Genomic DNA, 16,735 nt, shown 5'->3' on the forward strand with positions numbered 1-16,735 from the left:
CTCGCTCGCTCAGCCTTGGCGCTGCTTGTGGCGCGGGTTCGCCTTGCAGATGACCATGACACGCCCGTGCCGACGGATCACCTTGCAGTGATCGCACATGGGCTTGACGCTGGGCTTGACCTTCATGATGTTCCTGTTCGCTGTCTTCGTACCGCGGGCACAGCGATGCCCGCGGCCGTTACTTCTCGACCGGTCTAGCGGTAGCGGTAGACGATGCGGCCGCGGGTCAGGTCGTAGGGGCTGAGCTCCACGACCACGCGGTCCTCGGGGATGATGCGGATGTAGTTCTGCCGCATCTTGCCGGAGATCGTGGCGAGCACCTTGTGTCCGTTGCTCAGCTCAACGCGGAACATCGCGTTGGGCAGCGCCTCGGAAATCGTGCCTTCGATCTCGATGACACCGTCTTTCTTCGCCATAGCCTCGCTATCGATTCTGCCGACCGGTCGGTCTGCGGTGGATGGGATGATCGATGTCGGAGACGCTCGGATGGCTTCACGAGGACACGCCAAAAGAGGCACAAGACACCAAAGAACGAGTGTACGCCACGCACGACGCGCAAGCAAACGCCGGGCGCCCCCTCGCGTGCCACCCGAACCGGGTGACGTCCGGGGGGAGCCTTTCGACGACCCGGCAGTCTGGTGAATCATAGGACGCGCACTGCGCGGCGGGGGCATCCGCGCGGACGAGGAGGGGCACGTGCAGCCACCGCTGGTCGGACTGAACCGCAGGAACCTGGTCCGCGAGCTCTCGGCGGGCGTCACCCTGATCGCCATCGCGATCCCGCTGAACATCGGCTACGCCCAGATCGCCGGCCTGCCGGCCACCGCGGGCCTGTACGCGCTGATCGTGCCCACCGTCGTGTACGCCCTGGTGGTCTCGAGCAGACAGCTGGTGGCGTCGCCGGATGCCGCCGCCGCCGCGCTGGTCGCCTCCTCGATCGGCGGACTGGCCGCGGCCGGGTCCGAGAACTACGCCACCATGGCGCTGGCCCAGGCGATCATCTGCGGCGTGCTCCTGGTCGCCATGTCGTGGCTCAAGCTCGGCTTCCTCGCGAACTTCCTCTCCAAGCCGATCCTCGTCGGCTTCGTCGGCGGTCTGGCGCTGGACATCCTTGTCTCGCAGATCGCGAAGATGCTCGGCATCAAGATCGAGTCCGGCGGCGAGTTCGTCGAGAAGCTGACCGGACTGGTGACCGGTCTGCCCCGAACCAGTCTCTGGTCGGTGCTGATCTCGGTGGGCGTGGTCGCGCTGCCGCTCGGGCGGCGGCTGCTGGCGGCCCTGCCCTGGGCGCTGGTGGCGATGATCGTGACCACGATCGTCGTCGCGCTCACGCACGCGGATGCCGCGGGGGTGGCGGTCCTGGGTCCGGTGCCGGCCGGTCCCCCGCCGCTCACGTGGCCCGTGCTCGGCTGGATGCAGTGGCTCGCGCTGGTCCCGTCGGCGATCGCCCTGACCATGGTGACGGTCGCCGAGGGGCTCCTGGTCTCGCGCTCGTACGGCGAGCAGCGCGGCTACGCCACGAGCCCGAACCGGGACCTCCTGGCCTTCGGGCTGGGCAACATCGCCGCCGGGGCCAGCGGCTCGTTCATGATGGGCTCCTCCACCAGTCGCACCGCGGCGATGGACCAGGCCGGCTCCCGCACGCAGCTGCCGTCGCTGGTCCTGGCGGCGGGCACGCTCCTGCTGCTGCTGTTCGGCACGTCGCTGCTGGCCGAGATCCCGTCCCCGACGATCGGGGCCATCGTCGGCGTCGCCGTTCTGCCGCTGCTGGGCATCCGCAGCTTCGTCGAGATCTTCCGGCAGGACCGCTTCGAGTTCGCGATCGGGGCCACCTGCTTCCTGGTCACACTGTTCGTCGGGTCCATCCCCGGCATCCTCGTCGCCTTCGTCCTGGCGCTGGTGAACATGGCCAAGCGCGCCGCGAGCCCGGCCATCGACGTCCTCGCCGCGAACGACAACCCCTCCGACTCGCTGCTGGAGAGCGCTCCCCGCGGTGAGGTGACGGCGCCCGGGGTGCTGGTCATTCGGATGGCGGCGCCGATCTTCTTCGCGAACGGCAACGCGTTCACCTCGGCGGTGACCGCGGCGGTGACCGCCGTCGTGCCGGCGCACACCGTCCACAGCGTCGTGATCGACATGGAGGCGGTGACCGACGTCGACGTCACCGGCGCCGAGGCGTTCGCGTCGCTGCGCGACTGGCTGGCGGCCCGCGACGTCACGCTCGCGTTCAGCCGGGTGCGGTCCACGGCGCTGCCACGACTGCAGCGGCTGGAGATCATCCGCGACGAGACCGTCTACGACACCAACCGCGAGGCGGCGGCATCCCTCGCCGGACCCGCGGGAACCTGACGTGCCGGGCAGCCGATCGGAGAGGATGAGACGGTGGATGTCGCACAGTTCCTTCCGGACACGGTGACGTGGGGAGGGATCCTCCTGACGGTCGCCGTGCTCGTCGCGGGCTGGGTCCTGGCCGGCCTCGCGCGCCGCGGCATGCGCGCGGTCCTGTCCCGCGTGCGCGGGATCTCCCCCTCCGGCATCACGATCATCGCCCGGGTCACCGGGTACCTGATCATCCTGCTCGCCGTCGGCATCGCCCTGGTCCTCATGGGCGCCGACATCCAGCCGGTGCTGGCGGTCGTGATCGTGGTCGTCGTCGTGCTCGCGCTGGTCCTGCGCGGGGTCGCCGACAACTTCGCCGCCGGGGTGCTGATCCAGTCGCGTCGCACGGTGGACGTCGGCGACCAGGTCCAGGTCTCGGCGCTGGACGAGACGGTCGTGGGGCGCGTCCTCGAGGCGAACGCCCGCGCGGTGGTGATCGTCACCGCGGACGGCCGCACGATCCACGTGCCCAATGCCAAGCTGCTGTCCGACTCGGTGGTCAACCACTCTCAGCACGGCACGCGGCGCAGCGAGGTCCAGGTGCGCGTCGCGCGCGCAGCGCACTCCATCGACGAGGTCGCCGGACTCGTGCGGGATGCCATCGCCGCCGTTCCGCGGGTGCGTCCGCAGGAGCCGGTGCAGACGCTGGTGCAGGATGTCTCGACGGATCGGGTCACGCTCCGCGTGTGGTTCTGGCACTCCCCGACGAGGGTGCGGTGCTGGTCTCGGCCGTGGTCCGTGCCGTCGCCGCGGCGCTGGATGCGAAGGAGCTCACATCCACGGTGATCGGCGGCGCCGTCGGCACTCCCCTGCCCCCGCCGGACCACGTGTGACGCGTCACCCGTGCCGGGTGACCGTGCCGCACCGGCATCCGGGACGCCCCTAGCGTGAGGCGCAGCGAGCCGACACCGGTGCGGTCCGACACCGGGGCGACATCGACGGGAGCGGGGATGGGCGAAGTCGAAGACCTTCAGGAGCGGCTGCGGGCGCTCGAGGCGGAGAACGCCGCGTTGCGCACGACCCCGACCAAGCCCCGACGACGGCCGGGTCGCAGCATCCTGTCCGCCGTGCTGATCGTGGTCGGGCTGGTGCTGGCTCCGGTCGCGGCCGTGGGCACCTGGGCGCGCTTCGAGCTGGTCGACACGGACACCTTCGTGAAGACGTTCGCGCCGCTCGCGTCCGACGCGGGCGTGCAGTCGTTCGTCTCCGATCAGGTCGTCGACGCGATCGATGAGAACGTGGACATCGACGGGCTCGTCGGCAGCGCGTTCGACGGCCTGCAGAAGCTGGACCTGCCCACCGCCGCCAGTTCGGCGCTGACCCTCCTGCAGGGGCCGGCGACCCAGGGCGTGCACACGCTGATCTCGGACGCCGTGCACCGCGCGGTGGCCTCGCCCGCGTTCGAGCAGCTCTGGACCCAGGCGTTGACCGTCACCCATCGTCAGGCCATCGCCGCACTGAACGGCGACCCGGACGCGCTGGTGGGCATCGGCGAGGACGGCACCATCTCGCTCGATCTCGGCCAGATCATCTCCGGTGTCGAGCGACAGCTCGTGGACAGAGGTCTCACCATCGCCCAGGCGATCCCCGAGATCAGCGTGGTCGTCCCGGTGGTGCGCGCCGACGCGATCACCCTGGTCCGCACGACCTACAACGTCGCGGTGGCGGCCGGCTACTGGCTGCCCTGGGTCGTGCTCGGGCTGCTGGTCGCGGGCGTGCTCGTGGCCCGCAGGCGGCTGAGCACCCTGACCCGGACCGCGGTGGGCTTCGCCGCCGTGATGGCCGCGCTCGCGCTGGGCATCGGCATCGGCCGGCAGCTGTTCCTCAGCTCGGTGAGTCCGTCGATCATGCCCCGCGGGGTGGCGAACACGATCTTCGACCAGGTGATCGAGCTGATGAAGTCGGCGATCGTCGCGCTCCTCGTGCTGGGCATCCTGGTCGCCGTCGGCAGCTGGCTGGCCGGATCCGGACGCGCCGCGGTCACGCTGCGCACCGTCGGCGCCCGCGGCTTCGCCGCACTGCGCGCCACCATGGACCGGCACCACCTGGGCACCGGACGGTTCGGCGCGTTCGTCGAACGCTGGCGCCTGGTGATCATCACCGCGGCGATCGTCGTGGCCGCCGTGCTGGTGTTCGTGAACCGCCCGCCCACGACCGGCGGCGTGTTCGCGGTGCTGGGCGGCGTCATCCTCGTGCTGCTCCTGGTCGAGATCCTCCGCCGGCCGGCCGCTCCGGCGCCGGTGGAGGAGGCGGGATCCCGTACGCTGGCGCCATGACCACGGAGCTGTCGATCGGAACGGTGCGCGAGACGGATCGCCCCGCGCACCTGGAGGCCACCCGCCTGAACCGGCACACGTTCTGGTGCGGGCAGAGCGGGTCGGGCAAGACGTACGCGCTCGGGGTGCTCCTCGAGCAGGTGCTGCTGCACACGGCGCTGCCGATCATCGTGCTCGACCCGAACGCAGACTTCGTGCGGATGTCCGAGGTGCGCCCGGATGCGCCGGCCGAGGACGCCGCCACCCTGGCCACCCGCGACATCCGCGTCCTGAGCGTGACCCCGTCGCCTGCGCAGGAGCTGCTGCAGGTGCGCTTCCTGGACCTTCCCGGCCGATCCCGCACGGCGATCCTGCAGCTGGACCCGGTGCTGGACGCCGAGGACTTCCACACGGCGCTCGAGATCGAGGCCGACCTCCGCGGCGGACTGGACCAGCCGCTGCTCCCGTACCTGCGGTCCTCGGACGACCCGGGCCGCCACCGGATCGCGATGCGGCTGCAGAACCTGGGCGTGGCCGACTGGCAGGCTCTGGGCATGGGGCGGCAGGGACGTCACGGATGTCGTGGACGAGCGCCCGGACGCGACGGTGCTCGACCTGGCCGGATTTCCCACGTCGGCCGAGATGCAGGCGGCGGCCCTGGCCGTGCTCGACCACCTCTGGGCGCACCGCCTGGAGCGAGTCGGGCGGCTGGTGGTCATCGACGAGGCGCACAACCTCTGCCCGCCGGACCCCTCGACGCCGTTGCAGCGGGCCCTGGTCGAGCGCATCATCCAGATCGCGGCCGAAGGGCGCAAATACGGCATCTGGCTCGCTGTCGACTCAGCGTCCCTCGAAGATCCACGTGAACGTGCTGTCGCAGTGCGACAACCTCGCTCTGATGAAGACCGCCTCGCCCCGCGATCTCGGCGAGCTGCGCGAACTGTTCGGCTACGCTCCCGAAGAGCTGGTCAGCGCCGCGCCTGCGTTCGGCAAGGGCCAGGCGCTGTTCGCCGGCGGTTTCAGCGCCGAGCCGCAGCTGGTGCAGATGGGCAGCCGGCTCACCGAGGAGGGTGGCGGCGACGTGGCCATCCCGATCCGCTGAGCAGCCGCGGCGCCGCGGCGCCATGTGTCTTCGGATGGCGCAACCCGGCATGGGGACTCCCCCTGCGCGCACGGCGACGATAACCTGACCACGTGCCTTACCTCGAGCTCGGCATCCATCAGGCTGAATGGACGCGGTTCCAGCCGCCCCGGAAGCCGCAGGGATCGCTGGCTCGTTCCCGGGTCACCGACGCGATCGACGCCGCCGTGCGCACGCGCCGCGTCACCGTCGTGACGGCTCCGAGCGGCTACGGCAAGACCACGGCGGTCGCCGCCTGGGCCGCGAACACGGCCGACACCGTGGCATGGCTGGGACTCGGACCGTTCGACCGCGACCCGGAGGCGCTGCGGATCGGCCTCGTGGAGACGCTGCAAGCTGGCCCTGCGCGGAGCCACCGACCGCGGCGCGGCGCGCGTTCTCCAACTCGACCCGGAAGCGGAGCTGGACTCCATCGCCTACCGGGCGGTGTGCCGCTACTTCCAGGAAAGCGGCCGCACCGTGCACCTCGTCGTGGACGACGCGCATCGGGCGCAGGACGCCCTCACCGGCGGATTGCTCGGGGCGCTCATCGAGAACGCGCCCGAGACGCTGCGGATCATCCTGGTGGGCACGTCGTTGCTCGAGGTCTCCATGTCGCGGATGCTGCTGACCGACCCCGGCGCGATGGTCGGCACCGACACACTGGGCTTCACCGCCGCCGAGGTGGAGACCCTCGTCACCCGGGAGTCATCCACCCTGCCGCCGGCGGACGTGATCCGGCACACGCAGGGCTGGCCGATCGCCGTGCGCCTGATGCTCGTCGGCGGCGTCGCCCCGGACGGTGCGCTGGAGTCCCAGCCCTCGATGGACAACCGGCTGCACGACTACGTCCAGCGCCACGTCCTGGGTGCTCTGCCCGCGGATCTGGCGACATTCATTCTGCACACCACGATCTGCACCGACATCGGCCCCGAACTTGCCGCCGAGCTCAGCGGCCGGGATGATGCGGCCGACCTGCTGGAGCACTGTGCCACGCACGGCCTGTTCCTGGATCGGTACGAGCGCAGCGTCGGACCGGCCTACCGGTGGAATCTGGTCTTCGCCCGGCAGTGCACGGCACTGCTGGGCGCGGACGATCCGGCCCTCCTGCGGGAGCTGCATCAGAAGGCGGCCGAGGTGCTCACCGCGACCGAACCGCTGCGGGCGGTGTCGCACTTCCTGCGGGCCGAGCGCCCCGAGGACGCGGTGCGCACGCTGCTGTTCCACTGGGTCCGGCTGGTGGTGGGCACCGAGGCGCCGGCGGTCGAGCTGCTGTGCGCACGACTGCCCGATCCGTACGCCGACGACCCGCGAGTCCTGCTCGTGCGCGCGTGCGCCCAGGACGTCCTGGGCCAGCACACCATGGCCCGCACGCTGTTCGCCCGGGCATCGTCCCGCCTCGCGGCCGAACCCGGCCTGGAGGGAAGCGCCGAGGTGATGATGCTCGCCCGGCTGTTCCTCATCGACGACCGCGCGGACGCCGCCGAAGCCAGCGCGCAGGTGCGGCGGCTGCTCGAGTCGTCGGTCGCACTCGGCACCTCGGATCGGGCGGCGCTGCTCTACGTCGTCGGCTGGGCCGAGCTGCGGCACCGGATGAACCCCACGGTGGTGGCGGAGTTCCTCGAGACCGCCGCCGTCGAAGCCGAGGCATCCGGCAACACCGTGCTGCGTCGTCGCGCGCTCGGGCAGCTGGTCCTGGCCCGGGCATGGGCCGGACACATGCGCCAGGCGCAGGCGGTGCTGCGCCGGGTCGGCGACGATGACGAAGAACTCGCGGTGCCGTGGATCTATTACGCCGGAGGAGGCCGCGCAACCGGCGAAGGCTGGGTGCAGTACTGGGCGGGAGACCTCGACGCCGCCTACGACAGCTTCTTCCAGGTGATCGCCAGCGGCAGCGCCCGCACCTCCTTCGGCGGGGTGGCTCGGATGATGCTCGCCGCCGCGGCCGCCGGTTCCCGCGATCCTCGACGGTGCCGCCGCGCCGCCGCCGAGCTGCAGACGATGGCGAACGGACAGGCGCAGGGGGTGCTCTGGTCGGCGTTCCGCGACACCGCGATCGCCCTGCTGGAGGAGGCGGCCGGACACCGCGACCGTGCGATGGCCATCGCCCGGCACTATCTCGAGGTGCCCGACCTGCCGTTCGTCGGCGTCGCGCTCTCCGGCATCCTGCGGCGGACCGGCGACCTGCCCGCCGCGCTCCACATCCTGCAGCGGCAGCGCGCGTACGCCGAGGTGTCGTACATCGCGGTCGCCACGCGGGTGACGGCAGCCCTGCTCCAAGAGAAGCGCGGTGATGCCGCGGTGGCGCACGAACTGTGCGAGGCGGCGCTGGACATCGCCGCCGCCGAGGGAATCCGGCTGCCGTTCTGCGACGGCGATCTCAGCGTGCGCCGCCTGCTGACCGCGCACATCGTGCGCAGCACCGCGCACGAGGCGTTCATCGCCGAGTGCCTGACCCAGCCCCGCGGCGACAGCATGCTCGACCAGCTCTCCGAGCGGGAGAGCGCGGTGTTCGCCCTGCTGCAGACGGCGAAGACGCTCAGTGAGATCGGCGAGGACCTGGGCGTGTCGGTGAACACGATCAAGAGCCACCAGCGGGCGATCTATCGCAAGCTCGAGGTGAGCTCGCGGCGCGAGGTGCGGCTGCTGGTCCCCTGACCGCCTCAGGTACCTCAGGTACCTCAGGTGCCGAATCGGCCGTCCATCGCGACCGCCACGCTGCGCTCCACCGCTGCGTCCAGCACCGCGTTCACGATCGGGGCGGGAATACGCTCGTCCACGACGACCGTGCCGCCGGCATCCGCCAGATCGGCCGCCATCGTGTGCAGCCACACCAGCTCCAGGAGGACGAGGAGTGCGAACCCGCCCGCGGGCAGCCACCGGGCGAATTGGCGGATGTCGTCCTCGCCGATCAGCCCCGGCGCGCGTCCTCGCAGCCCGGCCAGCTCGAACGCAGCGCCGTCCGCCTCCTGCCAGCTGACCGTCCCCTCCGGCGACACGGCCACCAGCACCAGGTCGACGACCTGCACCGCGTGTGCGGCGACCTGCTCGCCGATCGCGGCGATGACTCCGGCATCCGGGCCCGCCGCGTCGAGCCGGACGCCGATGAGTTCGACGGGGCCCAGGGCGAACGAGACCGGTGCGGGCATGCCGTCCTCCCCTCGTCGCGGCTGCCGCCGGCAGTGTCGATGCGCGTGGCGATGCGCACCGACCGACGACACGGCCACGCTAACCGGTCGCCTCGCCGCCGTCACCGGTCCTCGCCCGCGAGGGGTGAGAGCCGGTCATTCGAGCACGTTGGGCACCCGCCTCATCCGAACCGGGCGACCGAAGGACCGCGGGTCCCGGCCCCCGGCTAGCGTGCCTCGTATGGCACCCGATCAGCCCGCGCACGGTGTCGGCGCGTCCGCGTCGCCGGACGCGGCCGCCGCCGAGGCCGCCCCTGCTCCGGATGCCGGGTCGCGTGGGCGGCGCGGCGCGATCCGCCGATTCCTGCCGGCGCGGCCGTTGACCTCCGGCTTCCTGGTCGCGATCGGCGTCCTGCTGGCCGTCGGCCTCGCGCTGACGCTCGGCTCGCTGTCGTCGGTGTTCGTCTCCGTCTTCCTCGGGGCCTTCCTCGCCCTCGGCCTGGACCCGGCCGTGCGCGCCCTGCAGCGTCTCGGACTGTCTCGCGGCGGCGGCGTGACCGCCGTGGCGATCACGTTCCTCGTGGTGGTCGCACTGATCGTGGTGTGGGTGATCCCGGCGACCGTGCGGCAGTTCGTCCACGCCGTCGAGGCCGCACCGGCCGCGCTCGCCCAGATCGAGGCAAGCGACTGGTTCACGTCGCTGCAGTCCACCCTGGGCGTCGATCTGCCCGCCGTGGTGGGCCACGCGCTGGCATCCGCGGTGAACCTGTCGTCGTTCCTCGCGGTGTCCGGCGGTGTCCTGCGGGTGGGATTCGGAGTGATCGGCGCCATCTCCAGCGGAGTGATCGTCGTCGTGCTGACCCTCTACTTCGTCGTATCGCTTGCAGACGATGAAGTCCGCGATCGGCACACTGGTGCCGCAGTACCGGCGGGCGCGGTTCATGGCCCTGATGGAGCAGATCACCGCGGCGGTCGGCGGCTTCGTCGCGGGTGGACTGACACTGTCCAGCATCAACGCCGCCATCGTGTTCGTCCTGCAGCTTGCTGATCGGCTCGTCGATCGCCGTGGTGCTGGCCCTGGCCGCCTTCTTCATCACGCTGGTCCCGCTGATCGGCTCGCTGATCTTCCTGGTGGTGGGCACGGTGTGCGCGCTGTTCGTCAGCCCGTGGGCCGGGCTCGTGTTCGCGGTCGCGTACTTCGCCTACATCCAGATCGAGGCCTACGTCGTCACCCCGCGCATCATGGGGCGGGCCGTGGCGGTCCCCGGCATCCTCGTGATCGTGGGCGCCATGGTCGGCGCGACGCTGTTCGGCCTGCTGGGCGCTCTGGTCGCGATCCCCATCACCGCGTCGGTCCTCATCATCATCCGGCAGGTGGTGATCCCGGCGCAGAACGCGAAGACCGCCTCCCCGGACGGATGAGCACGCTGTGCCCTGTGCAGCGGGCTGTGACCGCCGCATCCCATTGACCGCAGAGAAAGGAATCCCATGCCCGAATTCCGATATGGACCCGTCGAGTTCTACCTCGTCGGCTTCGAGGGCGAACGCCCCGATCGTGCCACCCTGGACGCGCTTGTCGCGCTGCTGGAGAAGGGGGCCGTCCGTCTGCTCGACTTCGTCCTGATCTCCCGGTCCGAGTCCGGCGAGACCAGCATCGTCGAGGTGGAGGACGACCCGGACACGCTCGAGCTGGGCGGCTACGCGCCGGACGCGTCGGGCCTGGCCGGAGACGCCGACATCGCGGAGTTCGCCGAGCTCGTGCCCCTCGGCGGCTCGGCCGCTCTGGTGGTGCTGGAACTGGCGTTCCAGCGTGAGCTCGCGTCCCACCTCGCCGCCGCCGGAGGGGTCGTGCTCGCCACGGAGCGCGTGCCGGCACCTGTGGTCAACGCCGTCCTGGACACCCTGGAACACGAGAACGAAGGAGAATGACATGCCCATGATCCGCAGAGTCGGGCGTCCCGGCCTCATCGGCCTGGCCGCACGCACCGCCGTGGTCGCCGGCACCGCGACCGCGGTCAGCGGCGCGATGGCCGGCGCCCAGCAGAGGAAGGCCCAGTCGCAGTACGAGCAGGAGCAGTACGCGGTTGCAGCAGCAGCAGGCGCAGATCGACGCCGCCGCCCAGGCGGCGCTGTCGGCGCAGGCTCCGGCGGCACCGGTCGCCGCCGTGCCGGCGGCCGGCGGGACCGACATCGGAACCCAGCTGACGCAGCTGGCCTCGCTGCACACGGCCGGCGTGCTGTCGGACGAGGAGTTCGCCGCAAGCCAAGGCCAAGCTCCTGGGCTGAGCGACGGTACGGCCGAAGCCCCCGGGATGTCCTCCCGGGGGCTTCGGTCATGAGGGCGGATGCTGTCAGGGCACCACGATCTCGAAGTCGGGATCTCCCGGGTCCAGCACGCCCAGGCAAGCCTGCAGGACGGACAGGTCGCCGTCGATCGTCATCCCCTCGGGGCTGAGGTCTCCGCCCAGAAGCCGGATGAGTCGCGGCTTGTCCAGGGTCAGGTGCAGCGCAGACTGCTCGGCGGGCTCCCGTTCGACATAGATCAGCACCCCGTTGTGCGAGCTTCCAGGTGGAAGCTGCGGTCGAGGTCGGAGAATGTCACGTCGAACGCGAGATTGAGATCCCAGGCCTTCGGGCCGTCGACCGTGATGGCGATGGCATCGAAGGCCTGCTCGGGGGTGAGCTGGGCGACGATGAGCGGGGCATTGGTCACGGTAGGGGTCCCGAAGTTGCCCTCGCGCAGCTCGGTCGCTCCGGAGAGGAAGAAGTTGCGCCAGGTGCCGTTCTCCGAGCCGTACCCGAGCTGCTCGAGCGTGTCGGCATAGAGTGCACGCCCGGCGGCGTGGGTCGCGTCGACGAACACGACGTGGTCCAGCAGTGTCGCCGCCCACCGGAAGTCGCCTTCGTCGTAGGCAGTCTGCGCGACTTCGATCACGTGATCGATGCCGCCAAGGGCCTTCACATACCTCTCGGCCAGCGCCTGCGGGGGATGCGGCCACAGCCGCGCCGGGTTGCCATCGAACCATCCCATATAGCGCTGGTAGATGGCCTTGACGTTGTGGCTGACCGAGCCGTAGTAGCCGTGGGTGCTCCACGACGCCTCGAGCGCGGGTGGCATCTGAATCATCTCGGCGATCTCGGTGCCGGTGAAGCCCCTATTCGTCAGGCGCAAGCGTCTGATCGTGCAGGTAGCCGTAGAGGTCACGCTGAATCCCGAGGAACTTCCGGATCTCGGCGTTGCCCCACGTGGGCCAGTGGTGAGAGGTGAACACGACGTCGACCTCGTCACCGAAGCGTTCGATCGCTTCGGTGAGATAGTGCGACCAGACGTGCGGATCGCGCACGACCGCACCGCGCAGCGTGAGGAGGTTGTGCAGTGTGTGCGTGGCGTTCTCAGCCATGCACAGCGCGCGATAGCGCGGGATGTAGAAGTGCATCTCGGACGGGGCCTCGGTGCCCGGTGCCATCTGGAACTCGAACTCGACGCCGTCGATCGTGTGCTTCTCGCCGGTGGTGGTCACCTCCAGCGTCGGGGCCAGGATCGTCGCATCACCGGTCGAGGTGGTCTGGCCGAGACCGGCCCCGACCGCGCCCTTCGCGTTGCGAGCCAGCGTCGCCCCGTACATGTAGCCGGCACGACGTCCCATGGCGGTGCCCGCGTAGACATTCTCGGCGACGGAATGCTCGAGGAACCCCTCGGGCACGATGATCTCCACGGTGCCGGCATCGATGTCGTCCTGACTGACGATGCCGAGCACCCCGCCGAAGTGGTCGATGTGACTGTGCGTGTGGATCACGGCGTGGATCGGCCGGTCGCCACGGTGCTCGCGGTACAGCCCGACGGCCGCTGCGGCGGTCTCGGTCGAGATGAGCGGATCGACCACGATGACACCGGTGTCGCCCTCGATGATCGACATCACGGACAGGTCGAGACCGCGCACCTGGTAGAGGCCCTCCACGACCTGGAACAGACCATGCTGGACGACCAGCTTCGACTGGCGCCACAGGCTCGGGTTGACCGAGTCGGGGGCATCGCCCGCAATGAAGTCGTAGCTGGCCGCATCCCACACCACATCGCCCGCCCCATTGCGGATCTGCGGATCCTCGAGCGTTCCGAGGAACCCCCGCTTCGCGTTCTCGAAGTCGGCGACGTCGTCGAACGGCAGGCGTGAGAGGGCGTCGGCGTGTGCCGCTCGAATCGAAGCCTGGGGTTCGTTCTGCTGCATGAGTGGTCCTTCCGTCGAGGTTCCCCTGCATCGTCTCGCCCACCGGGTCAAGGCACAAGGCAGAGAGCTCCTCGCCTCGCCCGCGCAGGGTGAGACGACGAGGAGGGGATGCCGACCGGCACCCCCTCCTCGGACCCACGACGCCTACTTGAGGTGGGCCGTGATGTCCTTCGCCGGGTCCATTGTGACCGCGACCGCTTCGCCGTTCACTTCGAGGTGCGGCGTGCCGGTCGCGCCGGCGGGAAGGCTCTGGGCGAGTGCGTACTTCTGGTACCGGTCCGACGTGATCGCCTTCTCGAGGTCGTCTGTCATGCTGACGCCGGCCTGCTTGGCCAAGTCCACGATCTGCTCGTTGGTCAGACCCGCCGAACCCTCGGCCGGCTGGTTGGCGAACAGCGCCTGCATGAACGCGTACGCCTTGTCGGGGTCGGCCGCCGCCACGGCGAAGAAGGCGCTCGCGGAGCGGCTCGAGTAGCCCGCCGGCGACGAGTGGCCGTCCAGGATCGTCACCGGGTGCACGTTCAGCGTCACCGTGCCGCCCTTGACCAGTTCGTCGATCGTCGGGCCGACGCTCTGCTCGAACTGGTTGCAGTAGGGGCAGAGGAAGTCGATGTAGGTGTCGATGGTGTTCGTGCCGTCGCCGAACGAGACCGTCCCGGCGTCGGTGTTGATGATGTCACCGGACGGCTCGGCGCCGGGACCGGACGAGGCGTTGTTGATCGCGATCACGACCCCGGTGACGGCGATCAGCACCACTACGGCCGCCACGCTCACCCAGATGGCGAACCAATTCGTCTTCCGTACAGCCGTAGCCATTGATGTCCTCGCTCTATCCGATCGGAGTGGGTTCGATGCCGAACGGCGCGAGCCCTGCCGCGCCGCCGTCGGGTGCGGTGAGCACCCAGATACCGTCATCATGCACGGCCACGCTATGTTCCCAATGGGAGCCGGCGCTGCCGTCCACGGTCGAGACCGTCCAGCCGTCGTCGCCGACCGATGTCACGGCGCTGCCGGTCACGATCATCGGCTCGATCGCCACGGCCAGGCCCGGCCGCACCTCGGGGCCGGAGTCGGGCACACGGTAGTTGAAGACCGCCGGCGATTCGTGCATCTTCCGCCCGATGCCGTGCCCGACATAATCGCGGAGGATGCCGTAGTCATGGCCGGATGCCTCGATGAATGCCTGCACCGCGGCGCCCACCTCGGCCAGGTGCGACGCCGTGGCCAGCGCGGCGATCCCCGCCCACAGCGAGCCCTCGGTCACCCGGGACAGCTCGGCGCGGTCGGCGACCAGCTCGGGGCGCGCGGGGTCGGGCACCACGACGGTGATCGCGGAATCGCCGTTCCATCCGCGGTACTCGGCTCCGGCATCCACCGAGACGATGTCACCCGGTTCGAGGACGCGGTCGCCGGGGATGCCGTGCACGACCTCGTCGTTCACCGAGACGCACACCGTGTGCCGGTAGCCGCGCACCATCTGGAAGTTGGACTGCGCACCCCGCGATGCGATCACGGCGGCGGCCGCAGCATCCAACTGCAGCGTCGTCGTGCCCGCCACGATCAGCGGACGGACCGCATCCAGCGCGGCGGCGGTGATCAGACCGGGCTCGACCATCGCCCGGCTGCGCGGGCGACTTGTAGATGCCGCGCCGAAGGCCCACGTCAGACGGCCGCCGGCCGCGTGATGCCGCGGGCGGTCAGTGCGGCGACGATGCGCTCGGTGATCTCGTCCAGGGTGCCCACGCCGTCGATCGAGTCGACGATGCCGCGCTCGCGGTACACGTCCAGGATCGGCGCCGTCTCGCTCTCGTAGATCGACAGCCGCTTGGCGATGCCCTCTTCGGTATCGTCGGTGCGCCCCTGCGCGGTCGCCCGCAGCGCCAGCCGGGCCATGCTCTCGTCCCGCGGGACGCTCAGCTCGATGACCGCGTCCAGCTGCTCGCCACGCCCGTTCAGGAACGTGTCGAGGTCGCCGACCTGATGCAGGTTGCGCGGGTAGCCGTCCAGCAGGAAGCCGCGGGCGGCGTCATCCTGCGACAGCCGGTCGCGCACGATCTGTCCGGTCAGCTCGTCCGAGACCAGGTCGCCCGCGGCGGTGATCGCCTTGACCTGCTCGCCGAGCGGGGTGCCCTCGGCGATGTTCGCCCGGAAGACGTCGCCGGTCGAGACCGCGGGGATGCGCAGGAGCTCGGCGATCCGAGCGCCCTGCGTTCCCTTGCCCGAACCCTGGGGGCCGACGATCACCAGGCGTGCAGACGAGGTCATCGCAGGAGCCCTTCGTAGTGGCGCTCGCCGCTGCGCGTCGATCTGCTTCACGGTCTCGAGTCCCACGCCGACCATGATGAGGATCGAGGTGCCGCCGAACGGGAAGTTCTGGTTCGCGTTGACGGTCGCCAAGGCGATCAGCGGTATCAGCGCGACCAGACCCAGGTAGATCGAGCCGGGCAGGGTGATGCGGGTGAGCACGTAGTCGAGGTACTCGGCGGTCGGTCGCCCGGCACGGATGCCGGGGATGAACCCGCCGTACTTCTTCATGTTGTCCGCGACCTCGGTCGGGTTGAACGTGATCGCCACGTAGAAGTAGGTGAACCCGATGGTCAGCAGGAAGTACATCAGCCAGTAGAGCGGGTGATCGCCCTTGACCAGGTAATTGTTGATCCACACCACCCAGCCGGCCGGGGTCTCGCCCGCCGCGGGCTGGTTGAACTGTGCGATCAGCGCGGGGATGTACAGCAGCGACGACGAGAAGATCACCGGGATCACACCGGCCATGTTCACCTTGATCGGGATGTACGTGTTCGTCCCGCCGTAGGTGCGTCGGCCGACCATGCGCTTCGCGTATTGGACCGGGATGCGCCGCTGCGACTGCTCGACGAACACGATCAGCGCGATGATCACGATGCCGATCAGCAGGACGAGCAGGAACACCTCGAAGCCCTGCGACTGGCGGATGGCCCACATGGCGGCGGGGAAGGTGGCGGCGATCGAGGTGAAGATCAGGATCGACATGCCGTTGCCGATGCCCTTCTCGGTCACGAGCTCGGCGAACCACATGATCAGGCCGGTGCCGGCGGTCATGGTGAGGATCATCAGCAGCTGGGCCCACCAGGCGTCGTTCGTGAGCAGCCTGCCGGCAGGATGCCGCGGAGGACGAGCCGAACAGCTGACCGCTGCGCGCCACGGTGACCAGCGTGGTCGACTGCAGCAGCGCCAGCGCGATCGTCAGGTAGCGGGTGTACTGGGTGAGCCGGGTCTGACCGGACTGCCCCTCCTGGTACAGCGTCTCGAAGTGCGGGATGACCACCCGAAGCAGCTGCACGATGATCGTCGCCGTGATGTACGGCATGACGCCGAGGGCGAAGATCGACAGCTTGCAGGAGCGCGCCGCCGGAGAACAGGTTCACCATCGACAGCAGGCCCTGGGTGCCGCCGCTGTCGGCGAGACACTGCTGCACGTTCCCGAAATCCACGAACGGGGTCGGGATGTGCGCGCCCAGGCGATACAGGACGATGATCGCCAGGGTGAAGCCGATCTTTCGGCGCAGGTCTGGAGTGCGAAAGACCCGCACGATGGCGCTGAACAAGTGGATTCCTCCAGAAAGGGTTTCCGGCACACACGGTGCGCAC

General features: G+C 69.8%; 18 protein-coding genes and 2 pseudogenes. 10 read left to right on the plus strand and 10 right to left on the minus strand.

Annotation, left to right across the window (positions count from 1 at the left end; all coding sequences use genetic code 11):
* Positions 1-9 precede the first annotated feature (9 nt).
* Entirely contained in the window at positions 10-126 is a 117-nt protein-coding gene (gene rpmJ / locus L2X98_RS05120) for a 50S ribosomal protein L36 (RefSeq protein ID WP_259612531.1), read from the minus strand.
* Between the two features lie 68 nt (positions 127-194).
* On the minus strand, positions 195-416 hold the full coding sequence (gene infA, locus L2X98_RS05125; RefSeq protein WP_047544504.1) for a translation initiation factor IF-1: 222 nt from the start codon (positions 414-416) through the stop codon (positions 195-197).
* Between the two features lie 280 nt (positions 417-696).
* Here infA and L2X98_RS05130 point away from each other — a divergent pair, with 280 nt between their 5' ends.
* From L2X98_RS05130 to L2X98_RS05155, 6 genes are all read left to right on the plus strand, one after another.
* Entirely contained in the window at positions 697-2,349 is a 1,653-nt protein-coding gene (locus tag L2X98_RS05130) for a SulP family inorganic anion transporter (RefSeq protein ID WP_259612532.1), read from the plus strand.
* 33 nt (positions 2,350-2,382) lie between these two features.
* The gene (locus tag L2X98_RS05135; RefSeq protein WP_259612533.1) at positions 2,383-3,165 is read left to right on the plus strand and encodes a mechanosensitive ion channel family protein; all 783 of its coding nucleotides are present in this window, start codon (positions 2,383-2,385) and stop codon (positions 3,163-3,165) included.
* 164 nt (positions 3,166-3,329) lie between these two features.
* Positions 3,330-4,655, plus strand: coding sequence for a hypothetical protein (locus L2X98_RS05140; protein ID WP_259612534.1), 1,326 nt, complete (start codon positions 3,330-3,332; stop codon positions 4,653-4,655).
* Complete coding sequence (locus L2X98_RS05145; protein ID WP_259612535.1) at positions 4,652-5,500, plus strand: helicase HerA domain-containing protein; 849 nt, start codon at positions 4,652-4,654, stop codon at positions 5,498-5,500. The genes L2X98_RS05140 and L2X98_RS05145 overlap by 4 nt, the downstream gene beginning before the upstream one ends.
* Entirely contained in the window at positions 5,497-5,736 is a 240-nt protein-coding gene (locus L2X98_RS05150) for a hypothetical protein (protein ID WP_259612536.1), read from the plus strand. The genes L2X98_RS05145 and L2X98_RS05150 overlap by 4 nt, the downstream gene beginning before the upstream one ends.
* Before the next feature lie 465 nt (positions 5,737-6,201).
* The gene (locus L2X98_RS05155) at positions 6,202-8,412 is read left to right on the plus strand and encodes a winged helix-turn-helix domain-containing protein (protein ID WP_259612537.1); all 2,211 of its coding nucleotides are present in this window, start codon (positions 6,202-6,204) and stop codon (positions 8,410-8,412) included.
* A 23-nt stretch (positions 8,413-8,435) separates the two neighbouring features.
* Here the strand turns inward: L2X98_RS05155 and L2X98_RS05160 are convergent, their stop codons facing one another.
* Positions 8,436-8,903 (minus strand): DUF6325 family protein, encoded by a 468-nt coding sequence (locus tag L2X98_RS05160; RefSeq protein WP_259612538.1) that lies wholly within the window; start codon positions 8,901-8,903, stop codon positions 8,436-8,438.
* A 220-nt stretch (positions 8,904-9,123) separates the two neighbouring features.
* Here L2X98_RS05160 and L2X98_RS05165 point away from each other — a divergent pair, with 220 nt between their 5' ends.
* The 4 genes from L2X98_RS05165 to L2X98_RS20110 all read left to right on the plus strand — a co-directional run bounded on the left by L2X98_RS05165 (position 9,124) and on the right by L2X98_RS20110 (position 11,221).
* Entirely contained in the window at positions 9,124-9,930 is an 807-nt protein-coding gene (locus L2X98_RS05165; protein WP_259612539.1) for an AI-2E family transporter, read from the plus strand.
* On the plus strand, positions 9,924-10,304 hold the full coding sequence (locus L2X98_RS05170) for an AI-2E family transporter (RefSeq protein ID WP_259612540.1): 381 nt from the start codon (positions 9,924-9,926) through the stop codon (positions 10,302-10,304). Before L2X98_RS05165 ends, L2X98_RS05170 begins: the two co-directional genes overlap by 7 nt.
* Before the next feature lie 66 nt (positions 10,305-10,370).
* Positions 10,371-10,811 carry a DUF6325 family protein gene (locus L2X98_RS05175; RefSeq protein ID WP_259612541.1) on the plus strand — a complete coding sequence of 147 codons (441 nt, stop codon included), beginning with the start codon at positions 10,371-10,373 and terminating at the stop codon, positions 10,809-10,811.
* A gap of 155 nt (positions 10,812-10,966) precedes the next feature.
* A complete protein-coding gene (locus tag L2X98_RS20110; RefSeq protein ID WP_354002928.1) occupies positions 10,967-11,221 on the plus strand; it encodes an SHOCT domain-containing protein in 255 nt (84 codons plus the stop codon).
* Positions 11,222-11,233: 12 nt separating this feature from the next.
* Here the strand turns inward: L2X98_RS20110 and L2X98_RS05185 are convergent, their stop codons facing one another.
* The 7 genes and pseudogenes from L2X98_RS05185 to secY form a co-directional block, all read right to left on the minus strand.
* A complete protein-coding gene (locus L2X98_RS05185; RefSeq protein ID WP_259612542.1) occupies positions 11,234-11,431 on the minus strand; it encodes an alkyl sulfatase C-terminal domain-containing protein in 198 nt (65 codons plus the stop codon).
* Positions 11,425-12,054, minus strand: coding sequence for an alkyl sulfatase dimerization domain-containing protein (locus tag L2X98_RS05190; protein ID WP_259612543.1), 630 nt, complete (start codon positions 12,052-12,054; stop codon positions 11,425-11,427). The genes L2X98_RS05185 and L2X98_RS05190 overlap by 7 nt, the downstream gene beginning before the upstream one ends.
* Positions 12,038-13,108 carry an alkyl/aryl-sulfatase gene (locus L2X98_RS05195; RefSeq protein ID WP_259612544.1) on the minus strand — a complete coding sequence of 357 codons (1,071 nt, stop codon included), beginning with the start codon at positions 13,106-13,108 and terminating at the stop codon, positions 12,038-12,040. The genes L2X98_RS05190 and L2X98_RS05195 overlap by 17 nt, the downstream gene beginning before the upstream one ends.
* Before the next feature lie 144 nt (positions 13,109-13,252).
* Positions 13,253-13,876: a DsbA family protein gene (locus L2X98_RS05200; protein WP_259612545.1), complete on the minus strand. Its 624-nt coding sequence runs from the start codon at positions 13,874-13,876 to the stop codon at positions 13,253-13,255.
* Between the two features lie 61 nt (positions 13,877-13,937).
* Positions 13,938-14,769, minus strand: a pseudogene (map, locus tag L2X98_RS05205) (type I methionyl aminopeptidase).
* 1 nt (position 14,770) lies between these two features.
* Positions 14,771-15,373 (minus strand): adenylate kinase, encoded by a 603-nt coding sequence (locus L2X98_RS05210; RefSeq protein ID WP_259612546.1) that lies wholly within the window; start codon positions 15,371-15,373, stop codon positions 14,771-14,773.
* Positions 15,370-16,692 (minus strand): annotated as a pseudogene (gene secY, locus L2X98_RS05215) (preprotein translocase subunit SecY). The gene L2X98_RS05210 and the pseudogene secY overlap by 4 nt, the downstream one beginning before the upstream one ends.
* Positions 16,693-16,735 lie beyond the last annotated feature (43 nt).

It is taken from the genome of Microbacterium elymi, from assembly GCF_021582895.2.
In the GTDB taxonomy this organism is placed as follows: Bacteria; Actinomycetota; Actinomycetes; order Actinomycetales; family Microbacteriaceae; genus Microbacterium; species Microbacterium humicola.

What these genes read in the sequence shown, in the direction of transcription:
- rpmJ (WP_259612531.1), bottom strand. Translation starts at nt 126, where the DNA reads ATGAAGGTCAAGCCCAGCGTCAAGCCCATGTGCGATCACTGCAAGGTG.
- infA (WP_047544504.1), bottom strand. Translation starts at nt 416, where the DNA reads ATGGCGAAGAAAGACGGTGTCATCGAGATCGAAGGCACGATTTCCGAG.
- L2X98_RS05140 (WP_259612534.1), top strand. Translation starts at nt 3,330, where the DNA reads ATGGGCGAAGTCGAAGACCTTCAGGAGCGGCTGCGGGCGCTCGAGGCG.
- L2X98_RS05145 (WP_259612535.1), top strand. Translation starts at nt 4,652, where the DNA reads ATGACCACGGAGCTGTCGATCGGAACGGTGCGCGAGACGGATCGCCCC.
- L2X98_RS05160 (WP_259612538.1), bottom strand. Translation starts at nt 8,903, where the DNA reads ATGCCCGCACCGGTCTCGTTCGCCCTGGGCCCCGTCGAACTCATCGGC.
- L2X98_RS05165 (WP_259612539.1), top strand. Translation starts at nt 9,124, where the DNA reads ATGGCACCCGATCAGCCCGCGCACGGTGTCGGCGCGTCCGCGTCGCCG.
- L2X98_RS05175 (WP_259612541.1), top strand. Translation starts at nt 10,371, where the DNA reads ATGCCCGAATTCCGATATGGACCCGTCGAGTTCTACCTCGTCGGCTTC.
- L2X98_RS05195 (WP_259612544.1), bottom strand. Translation starts at nt 13,108, where the DNA reads ATGCAGCAGAACGAACCCCAGGCTTCGATTCGAGCGGCACACGCCGAC.
- L2X98_RS05210 (WP_259612546.1), bottom strand. Translation starts at nt 15,373, where the DNA reads ATGACCTCGTCTGCACGCCTGGTGATCGTCGGCCCCCAGGGTTCGGGC.